Annotated in this window: 11 protein-coding genes and 6 pseudogenes; 7 read left to right on the top strand and 10 right to left on the bottom strand. The window is 59.1% G+C overall.

Annotated elements, in window-relative coordinates:
* Positions 1 to 303 precede the first annotated feature (303 nt).
* From X268_RS41035 to X268_RS37595, 5 genes and pseudogenes are all read right to left on the bottom strand, one after another.
* Positions 304 to 1017, bottom strand: coding sequence for an ATP-binding protein (locus X268_RS41035; protein WP_128929887.1), 714 nt, complete (start codon positions 1015 to 1017; stop codon positions 304 to 306).
* Between the two features lie 914 nt (positions 1018 to 1931).
* Positions 1932 to 2112: pseudogene (locus tag X268_RS40445) on the bottom strand (hypothetical protein); the annotation flags it as partial.
* Between the two features lie 346 nt (positions 2113 to 2458).
* Positions 2459 to 3385, bottom strand: coding sequence for an AAA family ATPase (locus tag X268_RS37605; protein WP_128929886.1), 927 nt, complete (start codon positions 3383 to 3385; stop codon positions 2459 to 2461).
* A 217-nt stretch (positions 3386 to 3602) separates the two neighbouring features.
* Complete coding sequence (locus tag X268_RS37600; protein ID WP_128929885.1) at positions 3603 to 4517, bottom strand: transposase; 915 nt, start codon at positions 4515 to 4517, stop codon at positions 3603 to 3605.
* A gap of 131 nt (positions 4518 to 4648) precedes the next feature.
* Positions 4649 to 4960 (bottom strand): hypothetical protein, encoded by a 312-nt coding sequence (locus tag X268_RS37595; protein ID WP_128929884.1) that lies wholly within the window; start codon positions 4958 to 4960, stop codon positions 4649 to 4651.
* 1566 nt (positions 4961 to 6526) lie between these two features.
* Between X268_RS37595 and X268_RS37585 the strand changes: the two are divergent.
* The 4 genes and pseudogenes from X268_RS37585 to istB all read left to right on the top strand — a co-directional run bounded on the left by X268_RS37585 (position 6527) and on the right by istB (position 13273).
* Positions 6527 to 7583 (top strand): annotated as a pseudogene (locus X268_RS37585) (IS110 family RNA-guided transposase).
* A gap of 2105 nt (positions 7584 to 9688) precedes the next feature.
* Entirely contained in the window at positions 9689 to 10714 is a 1026-nt protein-coding gene (locus tag X268_RS37580; RefSeq protein ID WP_164934317.1) for an IS110 family RNA-guided transposase, read from the top strand.
* A gap of 281 nt (positions 10715 to 10995) precedes the next feature.
* Positions 10996 to 12465 (top strand): annotated as a pseudogene (gene istA, locus X268_RS37575) (IS21 family transposase).
* Positions 12462 to 13273, top strand: a pseudogene (istB, locus tag X268_RS37570) (IS21-like element helper ATPase IstB). The pseudogenes istA and istB overlap by 4 nt, the downstream one beginning before the upstream one ends.
* Before the next feature lie 706 nt (positions 13274 to 13979).
* Here istB and X268_RS37555 read toward each other — a convergent pair.
* Together X268_RS37555 and X268_RS37550 are read right to left on the bottom strand one after the other, a co-directional pair.
* A complete protein-coding gene (locus X268_RS37555) occupies positions 13980 to 14186 on the bottom strand; it encodes a cold-shock protein (protein ID WP_128929882.1) in 207 nt (68 codons plus the stop codon).
* A gap of 1019 nt (positions 14187 to 15205) precedes the next feature.
* Positions 15206 to 15660 (bottom strand): annotated as a pseudogene (locus X268_RS37550) (IS110 family transposase); the annotation flags it as partial.
* 203 nt (positions 15661 to 15863) lie between these two features.
* Between X268_RS37550 and X268_RS37545 the strand changes: the two are divergent.
* Positions 15864 to 16125, top strand: a pseudogene (locus X268_RS37545) (transposase); the annotation flags it as partial.
* Positions 16126 to 16704: 579 nt separating this feature from the next.
* Here the strand turns inward: X268_RS37545 and rpoN are convergent.
* Positions 16705 to 18309, bottom strand: coding sequence for an RNA polymerase factor sigma-54 (gene rpoN / locus X268_RS37540; RefSeq protein ID WP_128929881.1), 1605 nt, complete (start codon positions 18307 to 18309; stop codon positions 16705 to 16707).
* A gap of 1262 nt (positions 18310 to 19571) precedes the next feature.
* On the opposite strand from rpoN, the gene X268_RS37535 reads away from it, so the two are divergent.
* Positions 19572 to 20657, top strand: a complete 1086-nt coding sequence (locus X268_RS37535; RefSeq protein ID WP_128929880.1) for an amino acid kinase family protein — start codon at positions 19572 to 19574, stop codon at positions 20655 to 20657.
* Positions 20658 to 21237: 580 nt separating this feature from the next.
* Here X268_RS37535 and ectB read toward each other — a convergent pair.
* Complete coding sequence (gene ectB / locus X268_RS37530) at positions 21238 to 22518, bottom strand: diaminobutyrate--2-oxoglutarate transaminase (RefSeq protein ID WP_128929879.1); 1281 nt, start codon at positions 22516 to 22518, stop codon at positions 21238 to 21240.
* 445 nt (positions 22519 to 22963) lie between these two features.
* Complete coding sequence (locus X268_RS37525; protein WP_128929878.1) at positions 22964 to 23689, bottom strand: outer membrane protein; 726 nt, start codon at positions 23687 to 23689, stop codon at positions 22964 to 22966.
* An 866-nt stretch (positions 23690 to 24555) separates the two neighbouring features.
* Between X268_RS37525 and tnpB the strand changes: the two genes are divergently transcribed.
* Positions 24556 to 24822, top strand: a complete 267-nt coding sequence (gene tnpB / locus X268_RS41030; RefSeq protein WP_367401008.1) for an IS66 family insertion sequence element accessory protein TnpB — start codon at positions 24556 to 24558, stop codon at positions 24820 to 24822.
* Positions 24823 to 24827 lie beyond the last annotated feature (5 nt).

The raw sequence follows: 24827 nt of genomic DNA, 5'->3' as shown, positions 1-24827 counted from the left end.
GACCACTCTTTGCGGAAAGCACCTCAACGGAATTGGTGAGTCTGAGATAATCGCCTGCACTCGCGGTACACGTTACGTCCTAATCGGAACTCTTGCAATTGCGATGCACGCGTGCGTTGACGGAGGCTCCTTGATGTTCAGTGCAGTTAATCTTGGCGGCCAAATCCTGCCGACGCGCTCATCTTACTGCGCAGTTTCAAGTGAAAGCTGTTTCCAGTTGAGGCGCTCGGGCGAAGTCGCACATCGTTGATCATGAAGCGGTCGCCGAACATCTTCGGCGGGGTTAACTCTCGGCCCTGGTCCCTAAAGGCTGAGCGTGGGCGAGTCGTACGCTTCCGGCGTCCGCTTCCTGACTATTGCCGAATAAGGGAGATTCGGTGGGCGGTGCGTCTTGAACGCGAATGCGATGGTTTTCCCCCTAAGGCGAGAAGTGGCCGTCAAGTTCGGAATGTCGGAATGTCGATTAACGTTCACAATTTCGGGGTTGCGGAGACGCGGGGAGCGCGCGTTCGGGCGTGATCTTCTTCCCGACTGTTGAAGCGCCAACTGTCGATTCCGCTTTCGATAATATCCTAATGAAGGTTCAGGTGGTCGAGCGGCGCGGTGGTCATCTTGGTGTGTCCGCAAGGACGCTCGGCCATTCCCGACTACCAGATTGGTGGTCACCAGCACGAGTGCGCTCGTAGGCGACCGATGAGGTGGAACAGGGAGCTGATTACCGGATTGGGCGAATGGCAGATTGCCGAGCTCGTCGAGAACAACGAAGTCCAACCGGGTCAGGTGATCGGCGAGCCGTCTTTGGCGGCCATCGCGGACCTCGGCTCCTAGCCTGTTGAGGAGGTGGACGTCCTTGTAGAAGCGGCCACGGGCGCCAGCGCGGACACAGCTGCGGGCAATTGCGATCGCGAGGTTAGTCTTGCCAGTCCCCGGGGCAACCAGCGTTGGCCGATGTCTAGGAGCCCGATTGAGATCCTCCCCGTTCCATCCGCAATGCGCAGCGTTAGTCGTCGTTGTCACCTTGCAAGCGGCTTGAGGGTGAGACCGATTTAGTTATCAGGCAACCTGATGGGATGTTAACGCTCCTGCCGGCATGGACGGTGCACCACCGCGTCCTTCCGATTGATCCCTGCTCCGCGGCTTGCGGTGGACGGTCGCTGGAGGTGCGCGCTCTTGTCGACGCGGTTTTATCCTCCTCTTAGGGTTATTCGTCCCATTTGTGGGGACGTCGTCGTGGCGAGCGCGTCACCTCACAGGGAGATCGGTTCGAGAGCCCTCCAAGATGCAGCAGCATTCCGATTGAAACTTGCCAGCAACGCTGGAGCTGTTGAAGGAGCTTCCTACCGAATCGCTCACCGACGGGGTGACCGACGCAAACGACATGAGGAGGACAGCGGTGAGCAAGAACACGCCTGAGCACGCTCCTCGCCGGGCCATCGTGCACGTTCGTCAGTCGGCGGACGACCAGGTTATCAACAACCGAGTGGACCGCGCCGGCAGTAAGGCTTAGGTGACGGTGCGCGGCAGCTTGGCTGGAGCGAGGTGAGCGTGATCGACCATGATCTCGGTCGCTTTGGTGGTGGCACCGCGCGTCGCGGGTTCGAGAAGCTGCTCGCCGCATTTGCGAAGGGCGAGTTGGCGCCGTGGTTTTGATTGAGGCCTCTCGGCTGGCCCGCAGGGCAGGCATCGTTATACACTCCTGGATTGAGACCACGAAGCAAAAGGCGCGCAGGAGTGAACTCTTCCATACGATATCTCACGGTCTCTCATGATCGGATCGAGAACGACCTAGCGCGACGGTCAGGGTGAGAGCGTATGTGGAGGCTCCCGAACGTGCGGTGGTTGCCCCGTGCAAATTCGCCCCCGGGGGGAACGGAGGAGAAGGCCGGCCGTGGAGCTGGCCGGGGTTGCGCAATGACCGGCTCCTTTCGTTACTAGGCATTTGCGACGTCGTCAGTTCGTGCTGTGCTGACGGCCGATGCAAGCAGCAGCGCGTTCGCCTGCTCGTTTCGCGAAGAGTTAAGGCGACGCTGAAGGGTTAGTAGGACCTTGTAAAATAGAGTATCCTGCGTGCAGTTTGGACAGAAGCTCGCTGCTCATCCGCCATGGTTCGGCTCCGCATCATGTTTGAAGTGCGACGGTCACACTAATGACGGGAACGATCAAGCTACGTACTCCTTCCCGGGTATTCAAAGCTCGAAGACCGCTGTTTTGATCGACGCGTCCGTGCTTCGGTAGCGCCAGCGGAAGGCCCGACGAAACGTGCCGCAGGGTGACCGTACCCCCGCCAGAGGTTCGTCAGGATCAATGGAGCGTAGCGTACGTTTGCCTCAGGCGGCAGGGCTCCATTGTCCGTCCCCCGAGTTGACACCCGGATGACGCGTGCCGAGCCACCACCTTCCGGCCGAGCTATTCGGGTCCTAAAACAGGATCAGCGTCGCCATAGCTTAGGAGTAAGACATCATTCTTTGTCCTCGCTCTCGCAGTCGAAGCGATTCTGACGCATGCTATTCAACCTTTCGAACACTGATCGCTCATTCTGGCCATAGAGCTTAATGCCAATGATGACTTCTCGCAGATGTGCTATATTGTAGCGTTTGGTTTGCTCGACCCAGCGGTCGAGCGTAGCATCGTCAAGCGATGGCTCCTTGGCTTTGAAGTAGGCGCGGCGGGGCTGGGCGGACGACATACCAACTTCCATGATGGTGTCAAAGCGAGAAGGGCGATCGACAAAGCGCCTGTCCAGACGGTCAGGGTGGTTGGTGGTCGCAACGTGCAGCACGTTCGCAGTTTGCGCGTTGCCATCGAGCAACGCAAGAAAGTGCTCAGCGCCCCATCTTTCCACGAGCTCGTCCAGATCCTCCATAACCATGACCACGGGCCGCTCGGGCTCAATGCGACGCAGCAGACCGACACACGCGCTAGCCAGTTGCGGGCGATCGATAAAGACAACTACGCCATTATGATCTCGGACAACGACCTGTGTCATTTGTCCGATTGCGCAGGTCTTGCCACTACCGGGAGGGCCCCACAGGAGCATGCCGCGCTTGTGCGTGAAGCCGTACTCGACGTACTTCTCGCGCAGAGCCCAGAACTTGTCGAACTCGACCAAAAGCCTCTCCGCGGCGGTGTCCGGCAAGTTCAAGAGCGTGTCAGTTACAGTCGGCACCTTTTCGAAAAAAACGGTGCAACTATTTTCGCGGCAGCGATAAGCACCTGCTGGCAATTCCAAGGAAGCGTCAGAGACTGGGAGGAAGGTCGTGCCGCTCCGCGCCCACAGCGCAGCATTAAGATGGAATTCGTGATCCATGTACTGGTCCACGCACTCGTCGACGCACTCGTCCACGCACTCGTCCTTGTTCTCGTTTACGGAGAAGGCCTCTTTCATGTACTTCCTCGATTGTTAGATGGAGTGTCAGAGTAAAGGGGTAGCAATAGTTGTGCCATCGCAAACGAGGTCCGTATAGCGACCGCGATCCTGACCGGCGGCAGTCACGTGGCTGGTGAAGGGAAGGCTTATGTATTCACCCGTTGCGACACCGATGTGTGGCTAATTCGACAGACTTGTCCGAAATCGACCAAGCAATGCCGCGGCGTTCTTGTTTTCAATGAAGTATCACTTCGGCATTCAGTGGCCTGGCCGTTGCGAGCAGTTGGGCGGTCTGGCCAGACTTATCCTCGTGATCGTGGGTCGACACATTCTTGCCTCGATTCCGTTCGGCGGGCCGAACTGTGTTTGGTCGCTCTTCGAGTACATGCCCATGATTAACGTTATGGCCAAATGCGCAGAGCCCCACACTGGGTGCTGCTGCAAGTCTAGTGTCCTGAACCAGAGCATTGGATCGGCAGAAGCGCTCGATTGAATTGGTCCATGGAAATGGTTTTGGATCGGCGTTGTGCCGTTCGATGAATGAAGCGATGTCGGCCCTGACGGCGGCAATGCTCCGATAGACGCTGCGCCTGATGTTCTTGTCGGTCAGGAGCTCGAAGAAGCGCTCCTGATTGAGCCATGACGAGCTGGTCGGGGTCAGGTGCACATGCCAACGCGGCCTTTTAACTAGCCATCGCCGGATCAGCGGGGTCGTGTGCGTGGCGTAGTTGTCCATGACGAGATGGACGTCGAGCCGGCGCGGGCTGGGTCTCGTCGAGGAGCTTGCAAAATTCGGCGGCGCGGTGAAGTCGGTAGCACTTGCCGATGACCCGTCCGGTCGCAATATCGAGGGCGCGACCAGCGAGGTGGTGCCATGCCTTTTGTAGTCATGGCTCCTTCGGGCCGGCTGGCCAGGTCGCATCGGCCACATCGGCTGGCTGCGGTCCAGAGCCTGGATTTGGGATTTGTCGCTCACACACGGGACGATGGCGTGCTGCGGCGGCGAGACGTAAAGCCGACGACGTCGCGGACCTTGGCCAGTAGGTACGGGTCTGTCGAGAGCTTGAACGTCTCCATCCGATGCGGCTGGCCCGAAGGCCCGCCAGATGCGTTGAACCGTCGACACCAACAGACCGCTCGCCTTTGCCATGCTGCGGGAGCTCCAATGCGTGGCGGGGCAGTTCTCCAGCGTTCGCACGGTCACGACTTCGATTCGGACATCATCAACCGTGCGCGGAGCCCCGGAACGCGGCTCGTCGTGAAGCCCGGCCACGCGCTGCTCTACAAAAACGGTGGCGCGACTTGCCTACCGTCCCGCCGCTCCAGGCGCAGCTTGGCCGCCACTTTCTTGTTCTGTCCTCCCTCCGCGCAGGTCAACACAATCCGGGCTTTCAGAGCCAGCGCCTGCGCCGTGTTCCGCCGCTTCGTCAGTGACGTCAGTGCGGCACGCTCATCATCGCTCAATATCAGGGGCGCAAGTAGCTGGACCGACATCAAATCCTTCGTCGCTATTCCAGCACCCAGCTCTGGCACAACCAAGCGAATCCAATGCGATTTTACGATTGCGAACTTGTGAGTCAGGACAGTAGTCATCTGGAATGCAAGTTCGTCACCGCCGGCGAGCTCGCTCGACGGCTCACGGCTTTGTTATGGGGGCAAAGATGCTTTCGGTCTCGATCAATGGATCGTGGATACTGCGAGGAGCGAACTGGCCTCGCTTGCGCAAGAGATCGACCGCGACATTGCAGCTGTCGCGGAGCCATCACCCAACCCTAGAGCACTATCCCCATCGACGGGCTCTTATGGTCCCTGCTGTCCGGAACGGAATCTCCGCATCGATAAGTGTAGCCTCTGCCGAGATTAGGTTGCGGCGCGGTGAGTAGGCCTCGGTGTGCTGACGTCGAGGCTCGATGTGGACGGCGGTAACTAACACAAGTCCAAATAGCGGCCGATCGATCAAGTTGCACGGTCGTCGGCGGGCTCTCTTTGTCAGGTGCGGCAGTTGCCGCGCCGTTGATGGCCGCAAATCAGCCGGCCTGGATGTTTAATTCTCTCTTCCTCAGAACAAGGAACCGGCACCCGGCGGCACGCCGCACCCGGGTCATCAGGGTCCCAGGGAGTCTCCCGGGCGGGGGGCTCCTGCGCGCCTTCCGGTGGGCCCTCTTGCGTGCGGGCTGAAGCAGTGCCTACCAACAAAAGCAGTGCGGCCGTAGTCAAAAGCGCGCGTTTCATCCGGTTTCCACTAGAACAGATACGAGAACTCCACAGCCAAGTATGCCATCCCAGGTGCTAAGGAGTAGCCGGCGTTGGTTCACCAGAGGTCTCGACTTCATTCCAGGATCGTACAATGTGACGCTAGGTGCGATTCAAGCCTTTTCATAACGGAGGCACAAAGTATCAACCTCACATCGCTTAGGTCAGCGCTCCCGACGGCATCGAGCGGGAGGGCGTGATTGCTGCCGGCCCCAACGTAGTGCCCGTCCTGGCGATCGGCCTGGCTTGTCGAAGCTCGGCGAACGCGTGACATAGACGCCGCAGGAGATTCCAGCTCAGCTACCATCTCCACCATTGTGCGGCGGCTGGTCTTGGCCATGAACAAGGCCCAGTCGATGACGGCGTCCACAGGTTTGCTGATCGCTTCGGTTTGTGCACTCTTACCGAGCTTGTCCGAGATCGCCCAGGATACCGGAATAGCGCCAGCACGGCGATCAGCAAAGCATGCTCTGCGTGCTCCATGCGTCCATGTGCGGTCATGAGTTCTTCGTAACTCGACAGTCACTCGCAACAGGCATGGATAGTGTTGCCGGAGCATGTCGGCGCCGGAGATGCACCTGGATGCAGACCTCGATCCGGCACTGGAGATGAATGCCGACGTATACCTGCATGACTGACAGCGAGATGGCCAAGACATTCCTCGACAGAGCGACGCCCCGGAGTGCCTAGACGCCACGTGTTCCATGCGTTCTCTTTTACAATTGCTTGCCGCCTGGAACGTCGTTATCAGGTTCGAATAAACTCACGGACATATTGGTCATCGCGGAGCCTGATTCTCCCGATATCGACGGCATGTTCGCCTCCTCTTCCGAGCTCCGCTAATGGGCCTCCTGCCCCCGCCAGCAAGCGAAGCTGGTAAGGGGCGGCAAAGACAAGGAGCACACCATGTCTCAGACACCCAATACCGCGATCGCCGTGATCGGCATCGATATCGGCAAGAACTCGTTCAACGTCGTCGGCCACGATGCGCGCGGCGCCATCGTTCTGCGTCAAAAGTGACCGCGTGGGCAAGTGGAGGCGCGGCTCGCAAATCTGCCGCGTTGCCTGATCGGTATGGAAGCCTGCGTCGGCGCACATCACCTGAGCCGCAAACTCGCATCGCTTGGTCACGATGCGAGGTTGATGCCGGCCAAATATGTCCGCCCCTATAGCAGGGGACAGGAGAACGACTTCAATGACGCCGAAGCGATTGCCGAAGCCGTGCAGCGCCCGACGATGAAGTTCGTGGCGACCAAGACCGCGGAGCAACTGGATCTGCAGGCGCTGCACCGGGTGCGCGAGCGGCTGGTATCGCAACGCACCGGCATCATCAACCAGATTCGCGCCTTCATGTTGGAGCGCGGGATCGCCGTGCGCCAAGGTATCGGCTTCTTGCGCACCGAACTGCCCACCATCCTTGCGACGCGCGCCGATGCCCTGTCGCCACGCATGTTGCGTGTCATCGAGGAGCTGGCAGGCGACTGGCACCGGCTGGATCAGCGCATCGATGGCCTCTCCGGCGAGATTGAAGCATTGGCCCGTCAAGATCAGGCATGCTCGCGCCTAATGACGGTGCCTGGCATCGGGCCGATCATTTCGAGCGCCATGGTGGCCGCGATCGGCACCGGAGACGTATTCTCCAAAGGCCGCGACTTCGGCGCTTGGCTTGCCCAAGCAGATCTCGACGGGAGACCGCACGATCCTCGGCAAAATCTCGAGGCGCGGCAATCGCTACCTGCGCGTTCTGTTCGTGCAGGCGGCGTGCGTTGTGCTGGTCAGGATAAAGAACTGGGAAAGTTATGGGCTCAAGTCCTGGATCGAAGCCGCCAAAAGGCGGTTGCACCACAACGTGCTCGCGATCGCGCTCGCCAACAAGCTTGCCCGCATCGCCTGGGCGGTGCTGGCCAAAGGACGCGCCTTCGAGCTGACGAGGACTGACGATGCAGGCGTCCGACCCGCTTGATCCTCGCGCCGTGCTGGGCGCGGTCAAGGCGCAGCCTGGCAACGCCGGAGCCAGCCGCAAGCCAAGCGCGACGGCTGGCCTTGACCGCCCCTGCGCGCGACGCGATCGACGTTCTGCGGGCCGGGACGAAGGAACGGCCCTTGGCTCGAACAAAGGAACTGAGCAAAATGAGGAGCAAGCGATGACGTAAGCCCCTATCAATAATTTCCAGCCGAGGTCTGCGAGAGGATGAGACGAGATGGAGGTTCGGTCTTCCCGGCGCATGCGAACACTGGTGACCCGAATGGTCCAATCGAGGCCTGTCCGCTAACGAGAACGCACGCGCGCTGATATCCATGGTGGCCGGAGCAAATGCTCCAATCAAAGGCCGGATACATTGATGCAAGACCGCTCACCGCCAGCTCGGCGAAACCACTTGCAACGCACGGCCGGACCATACATCGGGGTCATTTATATTGCTCCTTGCTATAGATCCGCTTCACCAGTAGCCGACAGTTTCGTCTCGCCGGTCGGTCACAAATCCGGGCAGTCGTACTGGCGATAACAACAGTGGCGTCCGTAACAACCGTGCCTATAACCGTGGCAGGGATATGCGCGGAACGGGTACGACCGCGGGCCGGTATGGTACGGACTGCAGCCATAACTGACCGGAGGGTATCCATAAGGCGGCTCCGCATATACGCAATAAGGGCCATAACAGCCGCCGCTCGTACTTGCGCCACGGAAGAGTTCGGCTCTTGCAAGACTGGAGATCCTCCGTTCGCAGTTGCAGTGAGAGACAGGGGACATCGTGGTCGTGCCTCCAGGAAAGGCCTGCACGACTCCGACACTCCTCGGCATCGGCGCTGCCGTCGCCAGCTCCAACTGGACAACCATCAGGACTCCCACCACCGTACAGCTCAATAGGGACTTCCAGCTGCTCATCGTTCGACTCCTTATCACGGTCGTTTCGACAGTCGGCTCCAAGATGTCGTCAAAAAGCTCCCGCCTGGCGGCCTGCGCAGCCAGTGCTGCTGATCCAAATATTGGCTGCCGCCAATCAAGTGCCACAGCCACATGATCGCTACGCTACTTTCCTACCCCAATGCCAAGACGTATAGCGCTTGCTTGGCGAACGAAAGCAGCACTCCACCGGCTGCGAGAGCGGCCACGCAGAGTGCCAAGATCACCGCGCGCTCCATGCTTTACCGTTTTAGGCGGTCGTGAGCGCCCGAAGGTGGGATCGGTCGAACAGTATCTTGGATAATGGACGTATTGGTCAGCGCGTAGCCTGATCTTATTGATATCGACCGCATCTCGAGCACGCCTTCTCCGCCATTTACAATTCCCCTCCAGGGCCAAATAAACCTCCCCGGAGTAGCTCCGGGCAAGCCTCTCAAGGAGAGGATCAGCAAGTCCGATGCCATCGGCGGGAGCATGACAGTTCTGACACGTATAAATGAGTTAGGGGATTCTGAGCACCATTGCGAGAGCGTCGCGACGCCATGTTAGTGCGACAACTGTCCCGAGTCTGACAGACGGGGACGTCAGTTGCGTTCTGGTGTTGATCCCATAATCAGACGTAGCACAGCTGCCCTCACTCTACAGCAGGCCTGCCGCTTCAGCTGGAGCATCGCGTTCCTCGCACCGTCGCCGCCATCGGTCAAAACGAGCAAACTGTGGCGCCTGAGCCGCTCGTGCAAGTCGCGTCCCGGTATAGGCAGCGTTCTTTGCTGCCAGTTCAGCGACAACCGGCGGCCACACTCGCTCGCGGACATCGAGTCAATCGCGCCGACGGGCGCCTAGTGTCGCGCGACGATCAGGATGGAAGGCAGCGTCAATCAAGGTGAGAGAGTTTCGCTGGGCTCGTGACGTAGGGAGGGCGTAGCCCGACCGGAGTTACGAGCCCAGCGTCGGCGCGATCCCGAGGAGGACCGCGCCGACTGGTGATCGCGGCCGGCGGGGGTATGCAAGTGGTTCTTCCGCCAAGAGGAATCACTCGCGTGCCCGGCCGACACATCACAGATCACCAGATGAGATGGGATGGTTGCCGCCCTCCCCAGACGGCATCGTAATGTGCCAAGAACGCAGTGTTTGAACCCCGAAGCGAAGAGGACGGCAAATTGATGGATACGGTGATCGGAGTGGATCTAGCCAAGAATGTGTTTCAGCTCCACGGGGCGTCAATGGCGGGACACTTGAAATTTCGAAAGAAACTGTCGCGGCTTCAGTTTCGGAAGTTCATGGCGGGCCACCCATCGGCAGTGGTGGTGATGGAAGCCTGTGGCAGCGCCCACTATTGGGCACGGGAGATGGTCAAGCTCGGCCATGAAGTGAAACTGATCGCTCCGCAATATGTGAAGCCTTTTGTGAAACGCCAAAAGAACGACGCGGCTGATGCCGAAGCAATCGTGATCGCGGCACAGCGCCCCGAGATGCGCTTCGTCGAGCCGAAATCGGAAGAACAGCAGGCCAGGGCAGTGCTCTTTCGGGCTCGGAAGCGCCTTGTTCATCAGCGCACCGATCTGGTGAATGCGCTGCGTTCTGTTCTCTACGAATTCGGCCATATCATCCCGCAAGGAATCGAACAACTTAAACGCATTGACGCAATCCTCGAAGATCCGAACAGCGATCTACCAGAACTGGTCCGCGAGGAATGTCGGAGTCTCATTGATCAGATCGCCTACAAGACGGAGCGGATCGATGCCAAGGCAGAGCAGCTCAAGAAGTTGGCGACGCGGACGGTCACGGCGCAGCGGCTGCAGACAATGCCGGGGGTCGGCCCGCTGACCGCACTCGCGATCGAGGCTTTCGCGCCCGACATGGCGGCCTTTCGACGTGGCCGAGACTTCGCGGCTTGGCTCGGCTTGGTCCCACGGCAACATTCCTCAGGGGGAAAGGAAAGGCTCGGACGCGTTTCGAAGGAAGGACAGGCGGACATTCGCCAGTTGCTCATCGTTGGGGCGATGTCGCGGCTGAACTGGCTCGGGCGCAAGTCGATCCCTAGCGGATCCTGGCTGGCGCAGATGCTGGCGAGGAAGCCGCGCATGCTTGTGGCGATCGCCTTGGCGAACAAGATGGCTCGGACGATTTGGGCCATGCTCACCCGGAAGGAGGATTATCGGAACCCAGCGCAGGCAGTGACGGCATGACTGCATGCAGCACGAAATAGCCTGACGTTGGCGAAGGGGGTGTGAGAAGGCGACGACCCGAATGGGCGCAACGATCGAACAGATCTGGATCAGGAAACCAGCTAGAGCCAAAGAGCCGACGTGCTCGGAGATGAGAATTGGACCTGGTCCGCGGATCACCATACCGGCCAGCGGCTTCTGAAAATGCCGTAAAGGAAGGCCTGACAGAAGACCGCACTCGATCACACGCCAAAGGGTCAGAAACTTCTTGCATTGCGGGCGGCAACCACAGAAGGCTCTACATGAAGTACCGTCAGACCGATAGCCCGCCAGTGGCGGCGGCCAAGGCGTCATTCAGTGCGTCGACCGCCTATCGGATCGAGAGAGATCCCCGATTTCCATCGCAAAGGAAGGCGCCCCGCGGCCGGCGACGACCGGACCCGTTGAGCGAGGTGTTCGAGACCGAGATCGTCCCGATCCTGAAGGCGGCACCTGGCTTACGCCCGGTGGCGGTGTTCGAGGAGATGCTACGGCGTCATCCGGATCTCGGCATCGGTATCCGTCGTACCCTGGAACGTCGGATCCGTGCATGGCGGGCGGTCCACGGCGAGGAGCAGGAGGTGATCTTCCGCCAAACCCACGAGCCTGGCCAACTCGGCCTCTCCGACTTCACAGACATGGACGAGTTGGGTGTGACGATCGCGGGTGCTCCGTTGGATCATCGTCTCTATCACTTCCGTTTGGCCTATTGCGGGTTCGAGCACGCCCACGTCGTGCTTGGCGGCGAGAGCTTCGTCGCCCTGGCGGAAGGCCTGCAGAATGCCCTCTGGTCGCTCGGTGGGGCGCCGCGGGAGCATCGGACCGACAGTCTGTCGGCCGCATTCTGCAATCTCAATCGTGATGCACGGGACGATCTGACGCAGCGATACGAGGCCCTTTGTGCCCATTACGGCATGCGGCCTTCCCGCAACAATCGAGGCGTCGCCACGAGAATGGCTCGATCGAAGGGCCCACGGTCATCTCAAGCGAGCAATCGCGGACGCCTTGCTGCTGCGCGGAACTGTCGACTTCGACGATCTTGCCACCTATCGCGGCTTCATCGACGAGATCGTCAGCCGCCGCAATGCCCGCAACGCCAAGCGGATCGATAGCGAGCGCGTGGTGTTGCAGGAGCTGCCCGATCGGCGCACCTCCGACTACGAAGAGGTGATCGTCCGCGTGACCTCGTCCGGCGGCTTCACCCTGCGCAAGGTGTTCTACACGGTGCCATCGCGCCTGATCGGTCACCGGCTGCGGGTGCGCCTTTACGACGATCGTCTCGACGTGTTCGTCGGGGCACCCATCTCGTCACCTTGCCGCGTGGGCGGCCGCATCCCAATGGCAAGTACGACCAGGTCGTCGATTATCGGCACGTGATCCATTCCCTGCGGCGCAAGCCGATGGCACTTCTCAATCTGGTCTACCGAGATCGGCTGTTCCCGCGCGATGCCTATCGGAAGACCTTCGATCGCTTGCGCGAACGCTTGCCGGACAAAAAAGCCTGCCGGATCATGGTCGATCTCCTCGCGCTCGCTCATGAACGCGGCTGCGAGACCGAACTCGCCGATCAGCTCACCGCCGACCTCGAGGCCGGCCAACTGCCCGACCTCAACCGGCTACGTGCTTACTTCGCCCCCGATCCCGCCAACCTGCCGAACGTCGTGGTGCAGCTCGTGCCGCTTGCGACCTACGAATGCCTCATCGGTACCGCCGAGACCGGAGGTGCCGCATGAGCGTAACGAACACGGTTGATGCCGCGCGCCTCAATCTGTTGCTCAATGAGCTCCGTCTGCCTGCCATCAAGGTGCTGTGGGCGCAATTTGCCGAACAGTCCGACAAGGAAGGCTGGCCGGCCGGCCGCTTCCTCGCGACCATCGCCGAGCACGAGATTGCCGAACGCGGCCGCCGTCGGACCGAACGACACCTTGTCGAAGCACGTTTGCCCACCGGAAAGACCTTCGACAGCTTCGACTTCGAAGCCGTGCCGATGATCTCAAAGGCGCAGGTGATGGCGCTCGCCGCCGGTGACAGCTGGCTGGGCAAGGGCGCCAATTTGCTGTTGTTCGGCCCGCCCGGCGGCGGAAAGAGCCACTTGGCGGCAGCGATCGGCCTGGCCCTCATCGAGAACGGATGGCGCGTCCTCTTCACCCGACCACCGATCTCGTGCAGAAGCTCCAGCTAGCGCGACGCGAGCTTAACCTCGAGGCGGCCATCAATCGTCTCGATCGCTTCGATCTCCTGATTCTTGATGATCTCGCTTACGTCACCAAGGATCAGGCCGAGACCAGCGTGCTGTTCGAGCTCATCAGTGCACGCTACGAGCGCCGCTCGATGCTGATCACCGCCAATCAGCCATTCGGCGAATGGAACAGGGTCTTCCCGGACCCCGCCATGACCCTGGCCGCTATCGATCGCCTCGTTCATCACGCCACCATCGTCGAGATGAACGTCGAGAGCTATCGCAGACGGACCGCCCTCGAACGAAAACGCGGTCCCGGACGGCCGCCATCGCACGCGACACCCAAAACCGTCGCTGATTGACGCTGCGCGACAATCAGAGTTCAACAAAACTCTTGCGCGCGACAATCATCGCGGCAATCATCATCAGGCCGCGACACGCCTCGCCATCCTGATTGCCGCGCACTTCCTACCCAGATTGCCGCGCTACAGCCTAGATCAAGCCCCCATAGTTACACGCTCACAAGACGTGGCTTCGTTCGATCCAGCGTCAAATAGGTCCCGTGCTGGACTTGCGGCGAGATCTGCGAGCGAGCGTCGACAATGCCGGCTCATACGAGGAGTCCCCACCGCGCCCTGCCTCCCGCCCTGGCACCGATACGCTCGACCAGCGCTCTTCACACGCGGCCGGGCCGAGTTCTTACTTGAAGAGCGTCGCCCACAGGCAGCCGACCATCTCGCGTGCAATGGCGGTGGTGACGATCACCCCGGCTTTGCTGGCCGCCGACAAGGGGTGATAGAGGATGCACAGCTTGACCTGGGCTCTTTGCCCGCTTGTTGATTGGTCGGCGCGATTAGGATGATCCCTAAGTTGCGAACTTCCTCGCCGCGCACTCCTTGGGCCATCGCAACCGAAATCGTTGCCTTGTGTACATCCAGCCCTACGAAAATGCTATGGTTCATCAGGCCCGCTCCCCATGCTTGGGGTTCGGCGCCGGACCATCCGGCGCAACCCTCGATAGGAGCTTGCCGCGGGGCCGCCCGTCACCTCACAGGGCGGACAAAGGGTCTAGGGGATGCTGAGGTCCTCTGCAAAGGTTCGGCCTGCCGCACTGGTCCTGAGCTCGTAGCAAATTCGTATGCCTTCGGCTAAGTCGCTTCTTCCGGCTTTTGCGACCGCGCTGGCGTGTACGAATACGTCCGGACCTCCGTCATCCGGTCTGATGAAGCCATATCCCTTTCTTGCGTTGAACCATTTCACGATACCTGTTGCCATGTGTCGAACTCCGGCGTCTTCAAAAGCTAACAAAAAGTACGCACTCAGCCAGCGAAGCTCATGCCGCACGCAAGGGCGCTGTAGAACAATGTAAGATTGCGAAAGAAGGTAAAAAGCCGTCGGTATGCCATACAATTGCGTATCTCACTTGATGCGCTCGCTTGTGCTCCATGAAAAGTGCGATCGCGGCGCGACAAGATTGCGGACTTTGGTGCACTGTCAGCTTGCCGTTGCTCAACGCAAGGCGTCATTATCGCATGTCCGAGCGACGCAGGTTGGAAGAAGAGTGAAAGGTGGTGGTGACCGTCATTCGCCGTCAGGCGCACCGCTCGGCGCAAAGCGGTCGAGCAAGTGCGCCGGTCGGTTTGGATGAGATCTACGGCGGTGAAAGCGGACACGGCGCTAGTGGGGGCAGCTGTGGCCGCTCGCATGGAATCCAAGCGAGAGCTCATGTCGCTACTTCGGATATAAGATGCACCGCCGCTTGCGATTGCAGCGCCTCGGCGCCAAAGTGTTGGCAGAAGTATCCTGACAAAAGTCATCGAGCACCTGTTCTCGCGAGAGACCAATGCATCTATTCTCATTGGCCGTTAAGCAAGTAGCGTGCCGCGCCTTATGACAACGGGACCAACTGCCGACTAGGTTGCTCTGCCGTTTTGGTTCTGGTGATGTAGGAGTGTGGGAGAGACTATGCTCCTGCTCGCAGCATTGCCTCGGCCGCAGAACATTTGGGCCGTTGCCCAGAAGCTTGAGAGTGACGCTCAATCTCCTGAGATAGGTCCTGGCGCTATGAGGGAGAGGCTCTTGCCGCATGTAGGCGGTCCATGACGGTATGCGCGGCAGCAGTTGCAGCGCCCATGCTGCCATCGTTGGACATCTAACATGGGCAGCTGGCGCAAAACTAACAATAATCGTACTGCCTGGTGTTAGATCAAGCGCACCGTTGCTGAAACCCGGCGGACGCGCGCTTGGCCCGACAAGTGGCGCGGACGATCTCGGGGACCGCGAGCAGGCCTGGAGCACTTCGGGATCAGGTGCGCGTGCAGGATCGATTGCACCTCGTTCTTGAGCCGCGCGATGCCGCACGACCTGGTAGCGCCGCGCCGCTAGCCGACGCTTGCGTTCCGTCTCTGCGTCAGGCGTCCGGATCTGCGGCAGGTGCCGCGGGCGCCTGCAGACACGCGAGTGTGCCGGCATCGATCTTGTCGGTCTCGACTTGAGCCTGGGCGATCGCCTTCACCTGATGCGAATTGGCGACAATCACGCGTGCCACGAACGACGCCAGAACCGGCGACACCGCCACTCTGTTCGCGGTCGCTTCGACCACCACCGCATCACTGGCCAGCAGGGTCTTGCCAAAACCGTCCAACGCAGTCCGCGTCTATATCAATACGGCCCGCATGTCGGAGGCTGCCATCCTCCCAAACCACCACCTCTCCGAGGTTCGGACGTCGATGTCAATCACCCGTCGCACTTGCACCTCCTGCCAAATCAGACCACATGACGGGAGCTACGGGCGACACGACAACTACGGATGCGCGCTCTCAGCGCAACCGGGCTGGTCGCAGAGGCGGCCAGCTACTAACCCGAGCTCGTGGCTGATCGTATGCATCGGCCTGCCCGCACCTTGGTGCTCCCGGTGCCTCTCTCCCGATGGTTGCACCATACGCCACTATCTTGAATATCGCAGCGGGACATCGGCACCGAGAAACTCAAATACCGGTTACCAATCCGATCGAGCGCCTCAACGGCAAGATCAAGCGGCGATCCGAGGTCGTCGGCATCTTCCCTAACGGAGACGCAATCGCCGACCTAATCGATGCGACCCTGTCGAGCAGAACGACGAATGTGCGGTCCAGGCGCCCGCTACATGACGCCGGAAAGCATCGCGCCATTAAGCGATGAATTCATCGTCGGTCTGCCCGACGTGGCAGGCTGATGCCTTCCGACCCGCCTGCCGGAAAATCGCAGGTAACCTACCGTCAGCTACACCATGCCCCGGCAGGGTGCTGGCAGCGGAGCTTGCGTCAATTGGATCGAACGTCTCTTCGTTTCTCAGCATTTGAGGCGCGGTATCTACCCGTCGAGGAGCGGCCTAGGCATCAACACGGCGATCTTGTGAGACGAAGTGTTCAAGCGTCCCACAGGATGCTCGCCGATGGCATCTTATGGTTCATCAGTGCAGGGTTGACCAAGCAATTTAGCGGCAGAGCTCCAATCGATGCTTCGGATGCCCTGCTTAAACCAGTCAACCCATTTCTTGCTTATGAAAATCGCGTAGCAGCCTGAGAGAGGATCACGCTCACGCGGGGCCATCGGGGCTGCGAAAGGATGCAGCCGTTGCCCCTGAGCCTAGCAGAACGGCCGTCGGGGCGACTTAACGCCCCAATTGGCCGTCTTCAATCTAAGGGCTTTAGGCGGTTGGGGGCAATCCCCGGCGCCTAGCAAGCTTGATGGTCCTGCCTGACAGCTCAACTATGCGTTTCTCCGCCGCTGTGAACGAAATCCTTCAATAGGATCAAGCCGCCTCCGTACGGTCTGGGGAATTGAGCGGAGTCGTTGAGGAAACATAGCCGAGAGCAGCTTGCTTCTGGCGCCGTCGCTCCACGGACGGAGGGATGCCCATTTTGCCACGGTATTTTGCGACCGTCCGGCGCGCTATATCGATCCCAGAGGAACGCAATAGCTCGACGATTGCGTCATCTGAGAGCACTGATGCTTGGGCCTCGGAGTCGATGAGCCTCTTAATGCGGTGGCGAACAGCCTCTGCCGAGTGAGCCGTCTCGCCGACGGCTGAAGCAATGGATGGTTTGAAGAAGTATTTGAGCTCGAACCGTCCACGATTGGAGGCCATGTACTTGTTGTTCGTTACGCGTGAAACGGTGGACTCATGCACCCCCGCGGCGTCGGCCACTGCTTTCAGATTGAGGGGTCGTAGATGCTCTACGCCGTAGGAGAAAAAGTCATGTTGCTGACGCACAATTTCGCTCGCAACTTTCAAGATTGTGTTCGCACGTCTCTCAAGTGAACTTACCAGCCAGCGTGCATCAGACCACTTATTGGCCAGGTAGGCCTTGTCATTACGGTTGCGCATTTTGCCCTTGAAATCGCGATAATAAACCTGATTCAGCGAAATGCTGGGAAACGCTTCACTGTTCAGCTCGACTACCCAATTGTGGTGATGACCCCGGCGAACAAAGACATCTGGGATCAAAAGTTCCAGGCGCACCGAACCAAACTTATGTCCCGGCTTCGAGTCGAGTGACCGAAGTTCCGCAATCATATCGGCGATGTCCTCATCGCTCTCTCCGCAAACGCTGCGCAGGGCAGGAACCCCCTCAGGTACAAGAGCGAGGTTCTCAACCAGTGCCTGCATCGCTGGGTCATAGCGGTTGCGCTCGCGCAGCTGGATCGCGAAACATTCTTTCAAAGAACGAGCGAAGACGCCAGGAGGGTCAAACGTCTGCAATGTTGCCAGAACGAGATCAACATCTGTTTGCGAGGCCCCCAGCCGTTTGGCGGCATTTCCTAGGTCTTGCGGCAAGTATCCGGCGTCATCGACGAGGTCGATTAGATAGCGTCCGATGAGTCGCTTTGTGGGCGACGTCAGCGCGAGTCCGAGCTGCTCGGTCAAATGATCGCGGAGGGTGATCTCTTTCGGTACGCACGCCTCTAGATTATAGTCTTCCTGACAAGATCGGCTGCGGGACGCCTCTGTGCCGACGTCCAGCCGATCTTGGTCCGAATTCTGAGGAATGTCCTCATCAAATGGCTCGGAATGAAGATCGTCAAGCTCCGGGCTGGGCGCCGCGTCGAGCTCGGGGCGAGTGCCAGGGTCTACGCTCAAGCCGTCTTGTTGGCTATTGTCGAACGCGTCGCTGTCAAGATCACTAGCGTCGTCCGGACCGCTGGCTTCGCTGAAGAGGTCGGTCGTTGTTCCGGCATCCTCTTGCGTCAGCATGTCTATGTCGCGCTCCAGCAATGGATTGCACTCGAGCTCCTCCTCCACGAAATCAGCCAGATCGAGATTAGACAATTTCAGCAGCTTTATCGCCTTCGCCAGGCGCGGCGATAGTACGGCTGATTGCGATTGCCGAACATTCTGCTGATATCCCAGGCTCATTGTAAGGTCTCTCCCCGGCTGATGTACGGCGTCTGTATGCGAGTTACCAATTGATGTTCGGCACGCAGACGGTTGTGGATATGGAAGCGCAAGGCGATCTCCCGCCCTACAGGCGCAGAGTCCCCTCTCGCTCTATCTTCATAGAATGTTTGATGGCCGCCTGTGGGGAGGCCAAGGATGCGGCCTGCTGTTGATAGTCTGGTTCTGGTGAACCGAGACGAGGGCGCCACGACAATGAACTGTCCAGTTGGCAAATAGAATCTGCGTTCTGATTGCCAGAGGCCATAGTTTTTGCCGGGTTTCGCATCGAAGTTGTCGCGGCGACCTACGCCGCAGGCGTGTGTCATCGTCCGGCCTTTCCACACAATACGTTCTTGGCCTGACACGATTGGCGCGCCTCGATTGTTAACAGGCGCAGGACCGGACTGCTTACCGGCGGTGGTCGCTCCAGCTGAAAAAAAGCGAGGGCTTTGTGTCCCGGCGGGGCCCGGGCTGAGGTAGAGCGCATATAATCGCTTGGTGCTGTCCCCGCCGAGGGTGGCATAGGGTCCGGAGCGCTTTTTGCAACGCTCCGCTTGCCGCTGCGGTCGCAGCACCATCTTGGGAACGCGTTCCCAGAGGCGAGCTCTTCCGTGCAAGGCCGTATTTGGCCAAATTCTGGCTCGGCGCAGTGGGTCGCCCGTTCGAGTGAACCGGGCGAAACACGTCGCTCCATCGCAGGTCTGGGGCGGCAAGTGCCGGAGACCGGGCAGCAACAACGCGGCGTGCCGGACATCATTCAACGGACTGAGCAAGAGGCCTCCCGAGATCTGTTCAGTGGAAGCATCAGCAAGAGGTGTGCCAAGCCAGTACGCCGGATGCCGCTCATGTCCCTTGTTGATGATCTCAGGTAGTGATGCAGTACGACGGAGCTCGCTGCGGTGTGTGAACTAGCGGCCCGATCGACCTTTGTGGCAACCGCAACAATCAAGATGGGCGACATCGAACAACGCGGGATGGAGGTCTCAGGCAACTAGCGCGCCATTGTTTAGGTGCATCGTCCTGTGCTGCCGCAACACGCCCAAGCCGCCAGCGAGATGCCGGGCGGCGCTAATCGTGAGCTATCTCGTGGTACAGCTATTGCTGCGACGATGACAAGCCTAGCGCGAGGAGCAGCTCTCAAGAAGCAGCCGGATGTCGAGCGCGCGAAGCGGCTCGTCGTCTGATCTAATGCGGCGCCGGGTGAGTTAAAGCAAGTGATCTCGCACGTTGGGCCACGGCGCATGTCAATCAAAGTAATGAAGTTTGGGGGATCGAGCTTTCGTGATGCGGAGGCGTACCGCGCTGTCTCCAGACATATAGTAGATAGGCTTGCAAATGACGCGCGGCAAGTCGTGGTCGTCGTTAGCGCGATGCACGGCCAGACGGACGTACTGAAGTCTCTAGCGCTCTCTGTGAATGAAATCTGCAGCACCGTTGCCTTGGACACCGTCCTGACAGCGGGAGAAATGATTTCCGCTGGACTTCTTGAGGCAGCATTGCAAAGACACTCGGTGCCGACATCATCGCTCTTTGGCTATTCGATTGGAATCAAGACATCCTTGGTTCTAGGTAGGACGGTCATCGAGGAGGTCGACAACAAACCGCTGCTAAAGGCGCTCGATTATGGCCGCGTGGTAATCCTTGCCGGAGCGCAGGGTCTGGATGAAGGTGGACGGGTCTCAATGCTCGGCCGCAATAGCTCGGATTTGACTGCGGTAATAGCCGCCGATATGGTGGGAAGTGGCGTTTGCGAAGTCTACTCGGATGTCTGTGGCATCTACTCCGCCGATCCGAGGATTGTGAGGCAAGCAAGGCTGCTCCCGACAGTCTCCTATGCCAACGCAAGTCGGATAGCACGCTGCGGGGCGAAAGTGCTTCACCATGGCGCAATCGACTATGCTGCCGGCCGGAGAATAGCCATCTCCTGCAAATCGTTACTGCCGAATGAGATGGCCGGTACTTTGGTGACTGACGCAGGAGGCGGGGTTTGCGTGGTCATCAACCCGTCAGCAACACGGGGTGCATTTCAAAGCGTCTTCGAAAAACGTAATGCTGAAGACGTTTTACGAAGGCTTGGTATCATGTGGATCGATCTCGAGCAGGATGAAAGCCCCGAGGGGTATTTGACGCATGACGCGGAGGCCGCGCTTACCGCTCTGCATCGGGAAGGCATCCACCCCGTGAGGAGTGCGCAGAAGATTGTTGTTTTAGCGCTCACCGGGTCCAAGCCAAAGACATACGAATTGCGAGATCTTGAGGCCGCTTCTTACTGTGCTCAGAGGGTCCATGCAGAGCTCCGCACTAGTGGGGTGGAAGCACCTCACTAGCCATCACCTCCTGATTGGCGATATACCGCGCTGCAGGTCGGGAGAGCCGGCTACTCACCGCGGAAATGAGTCGTCAGCGGCAACTTCACCTCCCTTGTAGAAGTCTTGAGATGGCTTGTCACGATGACCATCGCCGAGCGGACCGATCCTTCGATAAGTGCATTCCGCTACTGGGCAGTTGAGTTACGCAACGCCAGAACGCACGATCTGCCAGGTGCCTGCCAGGCAAGTGATGCGCAACCAATTACCGCGCGCCCAACATGCAAACGGCCTTCGTTAGCCTACTGGTTCTGTAGCCGGGCTCACCGTGAGTGCGGGCGGTTAGCGTATCCGTATCCGAGTCCAGGTTGACCTGGGCCGCAGTGTGATGCGGGTAGGCGACCTGCCCGACGACTAGGCCCGTCCCCAGGGAGCTAGTCGACTGAAGCTGGAACATGTTCAGGGAGAAACAAGAGTTAGACGGTCGTGGTACTCGAAGTGTAGCACCAGCGAGATGCGGAACAGGTGCTAGCCTGCCGCGGTGATCAAGCGTCTGGCGTGAGGCCTCGCCGAGGCAGCGAGGCCCGATGCAGATGTCATGTCAGAGCGGGGCTGCTTCCGCTAAGCTATCTTCAAAGATGTCCAAACCCTTAGTCAGCGTCTCCGGGTCGATCGTTAGCGGAGGAAAGAATTTGATGACCTCGTCCGCCGGGCCGCATCGTTCAATGATGAGGCCCCTATCGTACGCCTTGCGTGCTGCAGTCTCAGCGAGGTGAGTATTTCGGCAATCAAAGCCGAGCGCCATTCCGCGGCCGCGGACAGTGAAGTGGTCTCCATGCGCGCGCGCAATAGCATTAAGCCGGTGACGCATCAGCGTTCCCAGTCGATAAATGCTTTGCGAAAAGATCTCAGTGCGCCAGTAGATATTCAAAGCTGCAGTTGCAGAGACAAGCGCTAGGTTATTTCCTCGAAAGGTGCCCGTGTGCTCTCCCGGTTCCCATATATCAATTGCCTCTTTGATCAACAACATGGATAACGGCAGACCATATCCACTTAAGGACTTCGACAATATTACGACATCTGGTGACAACTCGGCGAACTCAAAGCTGAAGAAATCGCCAGTACGGCCGCAACCCATCTGAATATCGTCGACGATAAATATGGCTCCAATCTCTGCCGCTAGGGCTTGTACGGATCGTAGCCATTCCTTTTGAGCGACGTTGATGCCGCCCTCCCCCTGTACTGTTTCAAGGAGAATGGCGGCTGGCGCATCGATGCCGCTGCTAGAGTCCAGCAATATGTTCCGCAGGTGCTCCGCCGTATCAATCTCATCTCCAAGATAACCATCATAGGGCATTATCGTGACGCCGGACAGGGGGACTCCACTGGCTTCGCGAAGAAAGCGACTGCTGGTCGCAGCCGCGGCGCCGAGACTGAGGCCATGATAACCACGTGTGAATGAAATGATGTTGTGGCGCCCGGTTACTTTACGCGCCAGCTTCAATGCCGCCTCAACGCCATTGGCACCTGTAGGTCCAGTAAATTGAAATCGATAATCCAAGCCCCGCTCACGAAGAATAACTGAGTTGAAAGTCTCCATAAAGTCGACCTTGGCCGGAGTGGCCATATCGAGGCCGTGAACGACAGCATCAGATCCCAGATATTCTGTAATAGCTGCCTTTAGCTGATGATTGTTGTGGCCGTAATTGAGCGCTCCAGCCCCGGAAAAGAAGTCGATGAACCGTTCGCCCGTCTCGCTTAGCAGAAAGGGCCCGCGCGCATGACTAAAGCACGCTGGGAAGAGACGCGAGTACAGGCGAACGTTGGATTCCAACGTTTCTAACGTTCGAAGAGTACGTGAGGGGTCGGCAGAGTTATTCATGATCGCACCTTCACTTTGTCCATGAATATGGCTGGGGCACGTGACATACTCCACCATGCGGAATATTAAACCTCTCAGCGTTGGTAGTCCCTCGTCGAGCGAGGGAGAATCGTCGAGCCGGTGCGACGCTGTTGCGGTTTGGTCAGGAGGCCATTCACTAAGCGCGGCTTGAATACGGCTGGCATGCGCACTGTTGCCGATGCCGGACGGCTCGCCGTGGCAATATCAAGCTTCCAACATCGAGCTTGAGGCGGCGATATAGGGACTCGTCGGAGGCCAGACCGTGATCGCCGGGCGAAGCGAGCCTAATTATACGCAGCCCTCATGGATCAAGAGAGCTGATAACACCTATTGAAAGGCCGACGGCGATACAGGACGATGACCCTGGACAAAGAGCCCCGGCAGGCGCCGGGGCCCTCGATCATTGATTGAGAAACTGAGATCCTTATTTGCTCGCGAGTGGCCAGCCAAACTTGTAGTTGAGGCGGGCGGTGACGAGATCAAAGTCCTGACGAATGCGGTCGTTTCCTAGTCCTGTTGCGAAGCTAACGTCACTAGCCGGCATGAACACGTGGTCGTACTCGATGCCAGCTGACCAGTTCGGTGTTAGGCTAATCTCAAGACCGGCACCGGCCGTACCTCCCCAACGTGTGGTATCCGCGTCGCCCAGAAAGCCAGCCGAATTAGTGATCCGATAAGTGCTCCCTACCACAGCCGCGCCCGCTTTGGCGTAGAGCAGTACGTTGCCGGCCGAATAGCCAATCTGGCCGGTCAGCAAGCCGAAACCGTCGATGTTTGTGTGATTGGTGGTGCCCGGGTTGGCAATGCTAACGTTTGAGCCGCTGAGATCGGCCCAGTTGCCCAGCCCTTCGAGTCCGAGCACGGTATTGCCGAATTGCCAACGATATCCAATCTGGCCCCCTACTGTGCCGCCGGTTGCGTCGTGAGAGCCCTCGGGGATAGAGCCGAGAAAATCCCAGGAGTTATGGCTCCAGCCCCAGCCGCCATTGACGCCGGCATAGAAGCCGCTCCAGTCGTAGAGCGCGATGACAGCCGGGCTGGGCGTCGGCGTATTCGGAAATGCGGGACGCGCGGCGAGATCTGCGGCAGACGCGGACGTCGCAGCGGCCATCGCAAGAATGCTCGCGCAAACGAGTGACTGCTTTTTCATTTCGGTTGTTACTCTCTTTAATGGCCCCCAGTGTGGCCGTTGTATCAGCGCTTACGCGAATTGCTGTACCTGAAGTGCAACAGAGCTCGACGATAGCAGAGCCGAACCTGACGTAGTGTCAGGTTGTGAAGAGATAGTGCGAGCATGGCGCGCAGGCGTCGGAATTCGAGGCGAACGAAGGCGCCTGCGGCGCTCGATGTTGCGTGTTGGCTCGTGTAGCAAATGATAGCTGACAGTGCGTGCCGGCTGCGGCCCGGATGTATACGCCGTTATAGGCTTTTGTTGAATGCGGAACGAGAGCGCGTAAGCGCTTAGCGAGAGCGGATAGCTGTGCGAAGAAGCGTCCGGCTTGGATCGAGGTTTAGATGGGATTAGACGGCAAAAAGGATGTCCATTTGGACGTCTCATCGGCGAGGTCGGTGAGCCGGCTGGAGGTTCTTGGAGGACCTTCGGGGCGCCGCGTGCGTTCGGAGGCTGAGAGCCGCCTCGCACGGCGGCAACACGCCTCGCTCCCGAAACTGCCGTCGCCAATCGTAGATCTGCTAGCGCGTCGCTCCGTGCTTGCGCGCCCCTCGGCCACCGCGACACGGGATAACAGACTCTCGGCGACTTATCCGAGTCGCATCCGACATTCGCGCCGCTGATCGTGGGAGATGCGTCGGAGGAGTGTCAAGTTCCGCGATCAAGCTTGAGACGCCGCAATCGACGATGTCGTGTTGCAGACGGATACGGCGACAGATGGCGAGCAGCTGTCCGGGGTGATCCGCAAGGTGCGAGCGTCACGATGATCGCGGCCGCTGCTGATAAGAGTTACATTGCAACCGGCCGATCGACTTCCACTGTCGCCACGATGGGCTTACGGCGAAGTGCAGGAGATACTTCGTCTTGATCCATTCAGCGGAGGCGCCTTCGCGTTCCGATCGAAACGAGCGGACCGGATCAAGACTTTTGTCTGGGATCGAACGGGCCTGGTGTTGGTGCACAAGCGTCTTGAAGGTTGCAAGTTCGTTTGGCCAACGATCGCAGACGGCGTGATGCGGATATCACCGGCGATGTTCGCGGCACTGTTCGAGGGGCTGGATTGGAGGTTGGTCCGCCCGGAAGAAGCACGGCGCCCCCAGGCGGCGGGATAACTGCG

Source organism: Bradyrhizobium guangxiense, assembly GCF_004114915.1.
GTDB lineage: Bacteria > Pseudomonadota > Alphaproteobacteria > Rhizobiales > Xanthobacteraceae > Bradyrhizobium > Bradyrhizobium guangxiense.
This window is presented reverse-complemented; position numbering and strand designations above follow the sequence as displayed.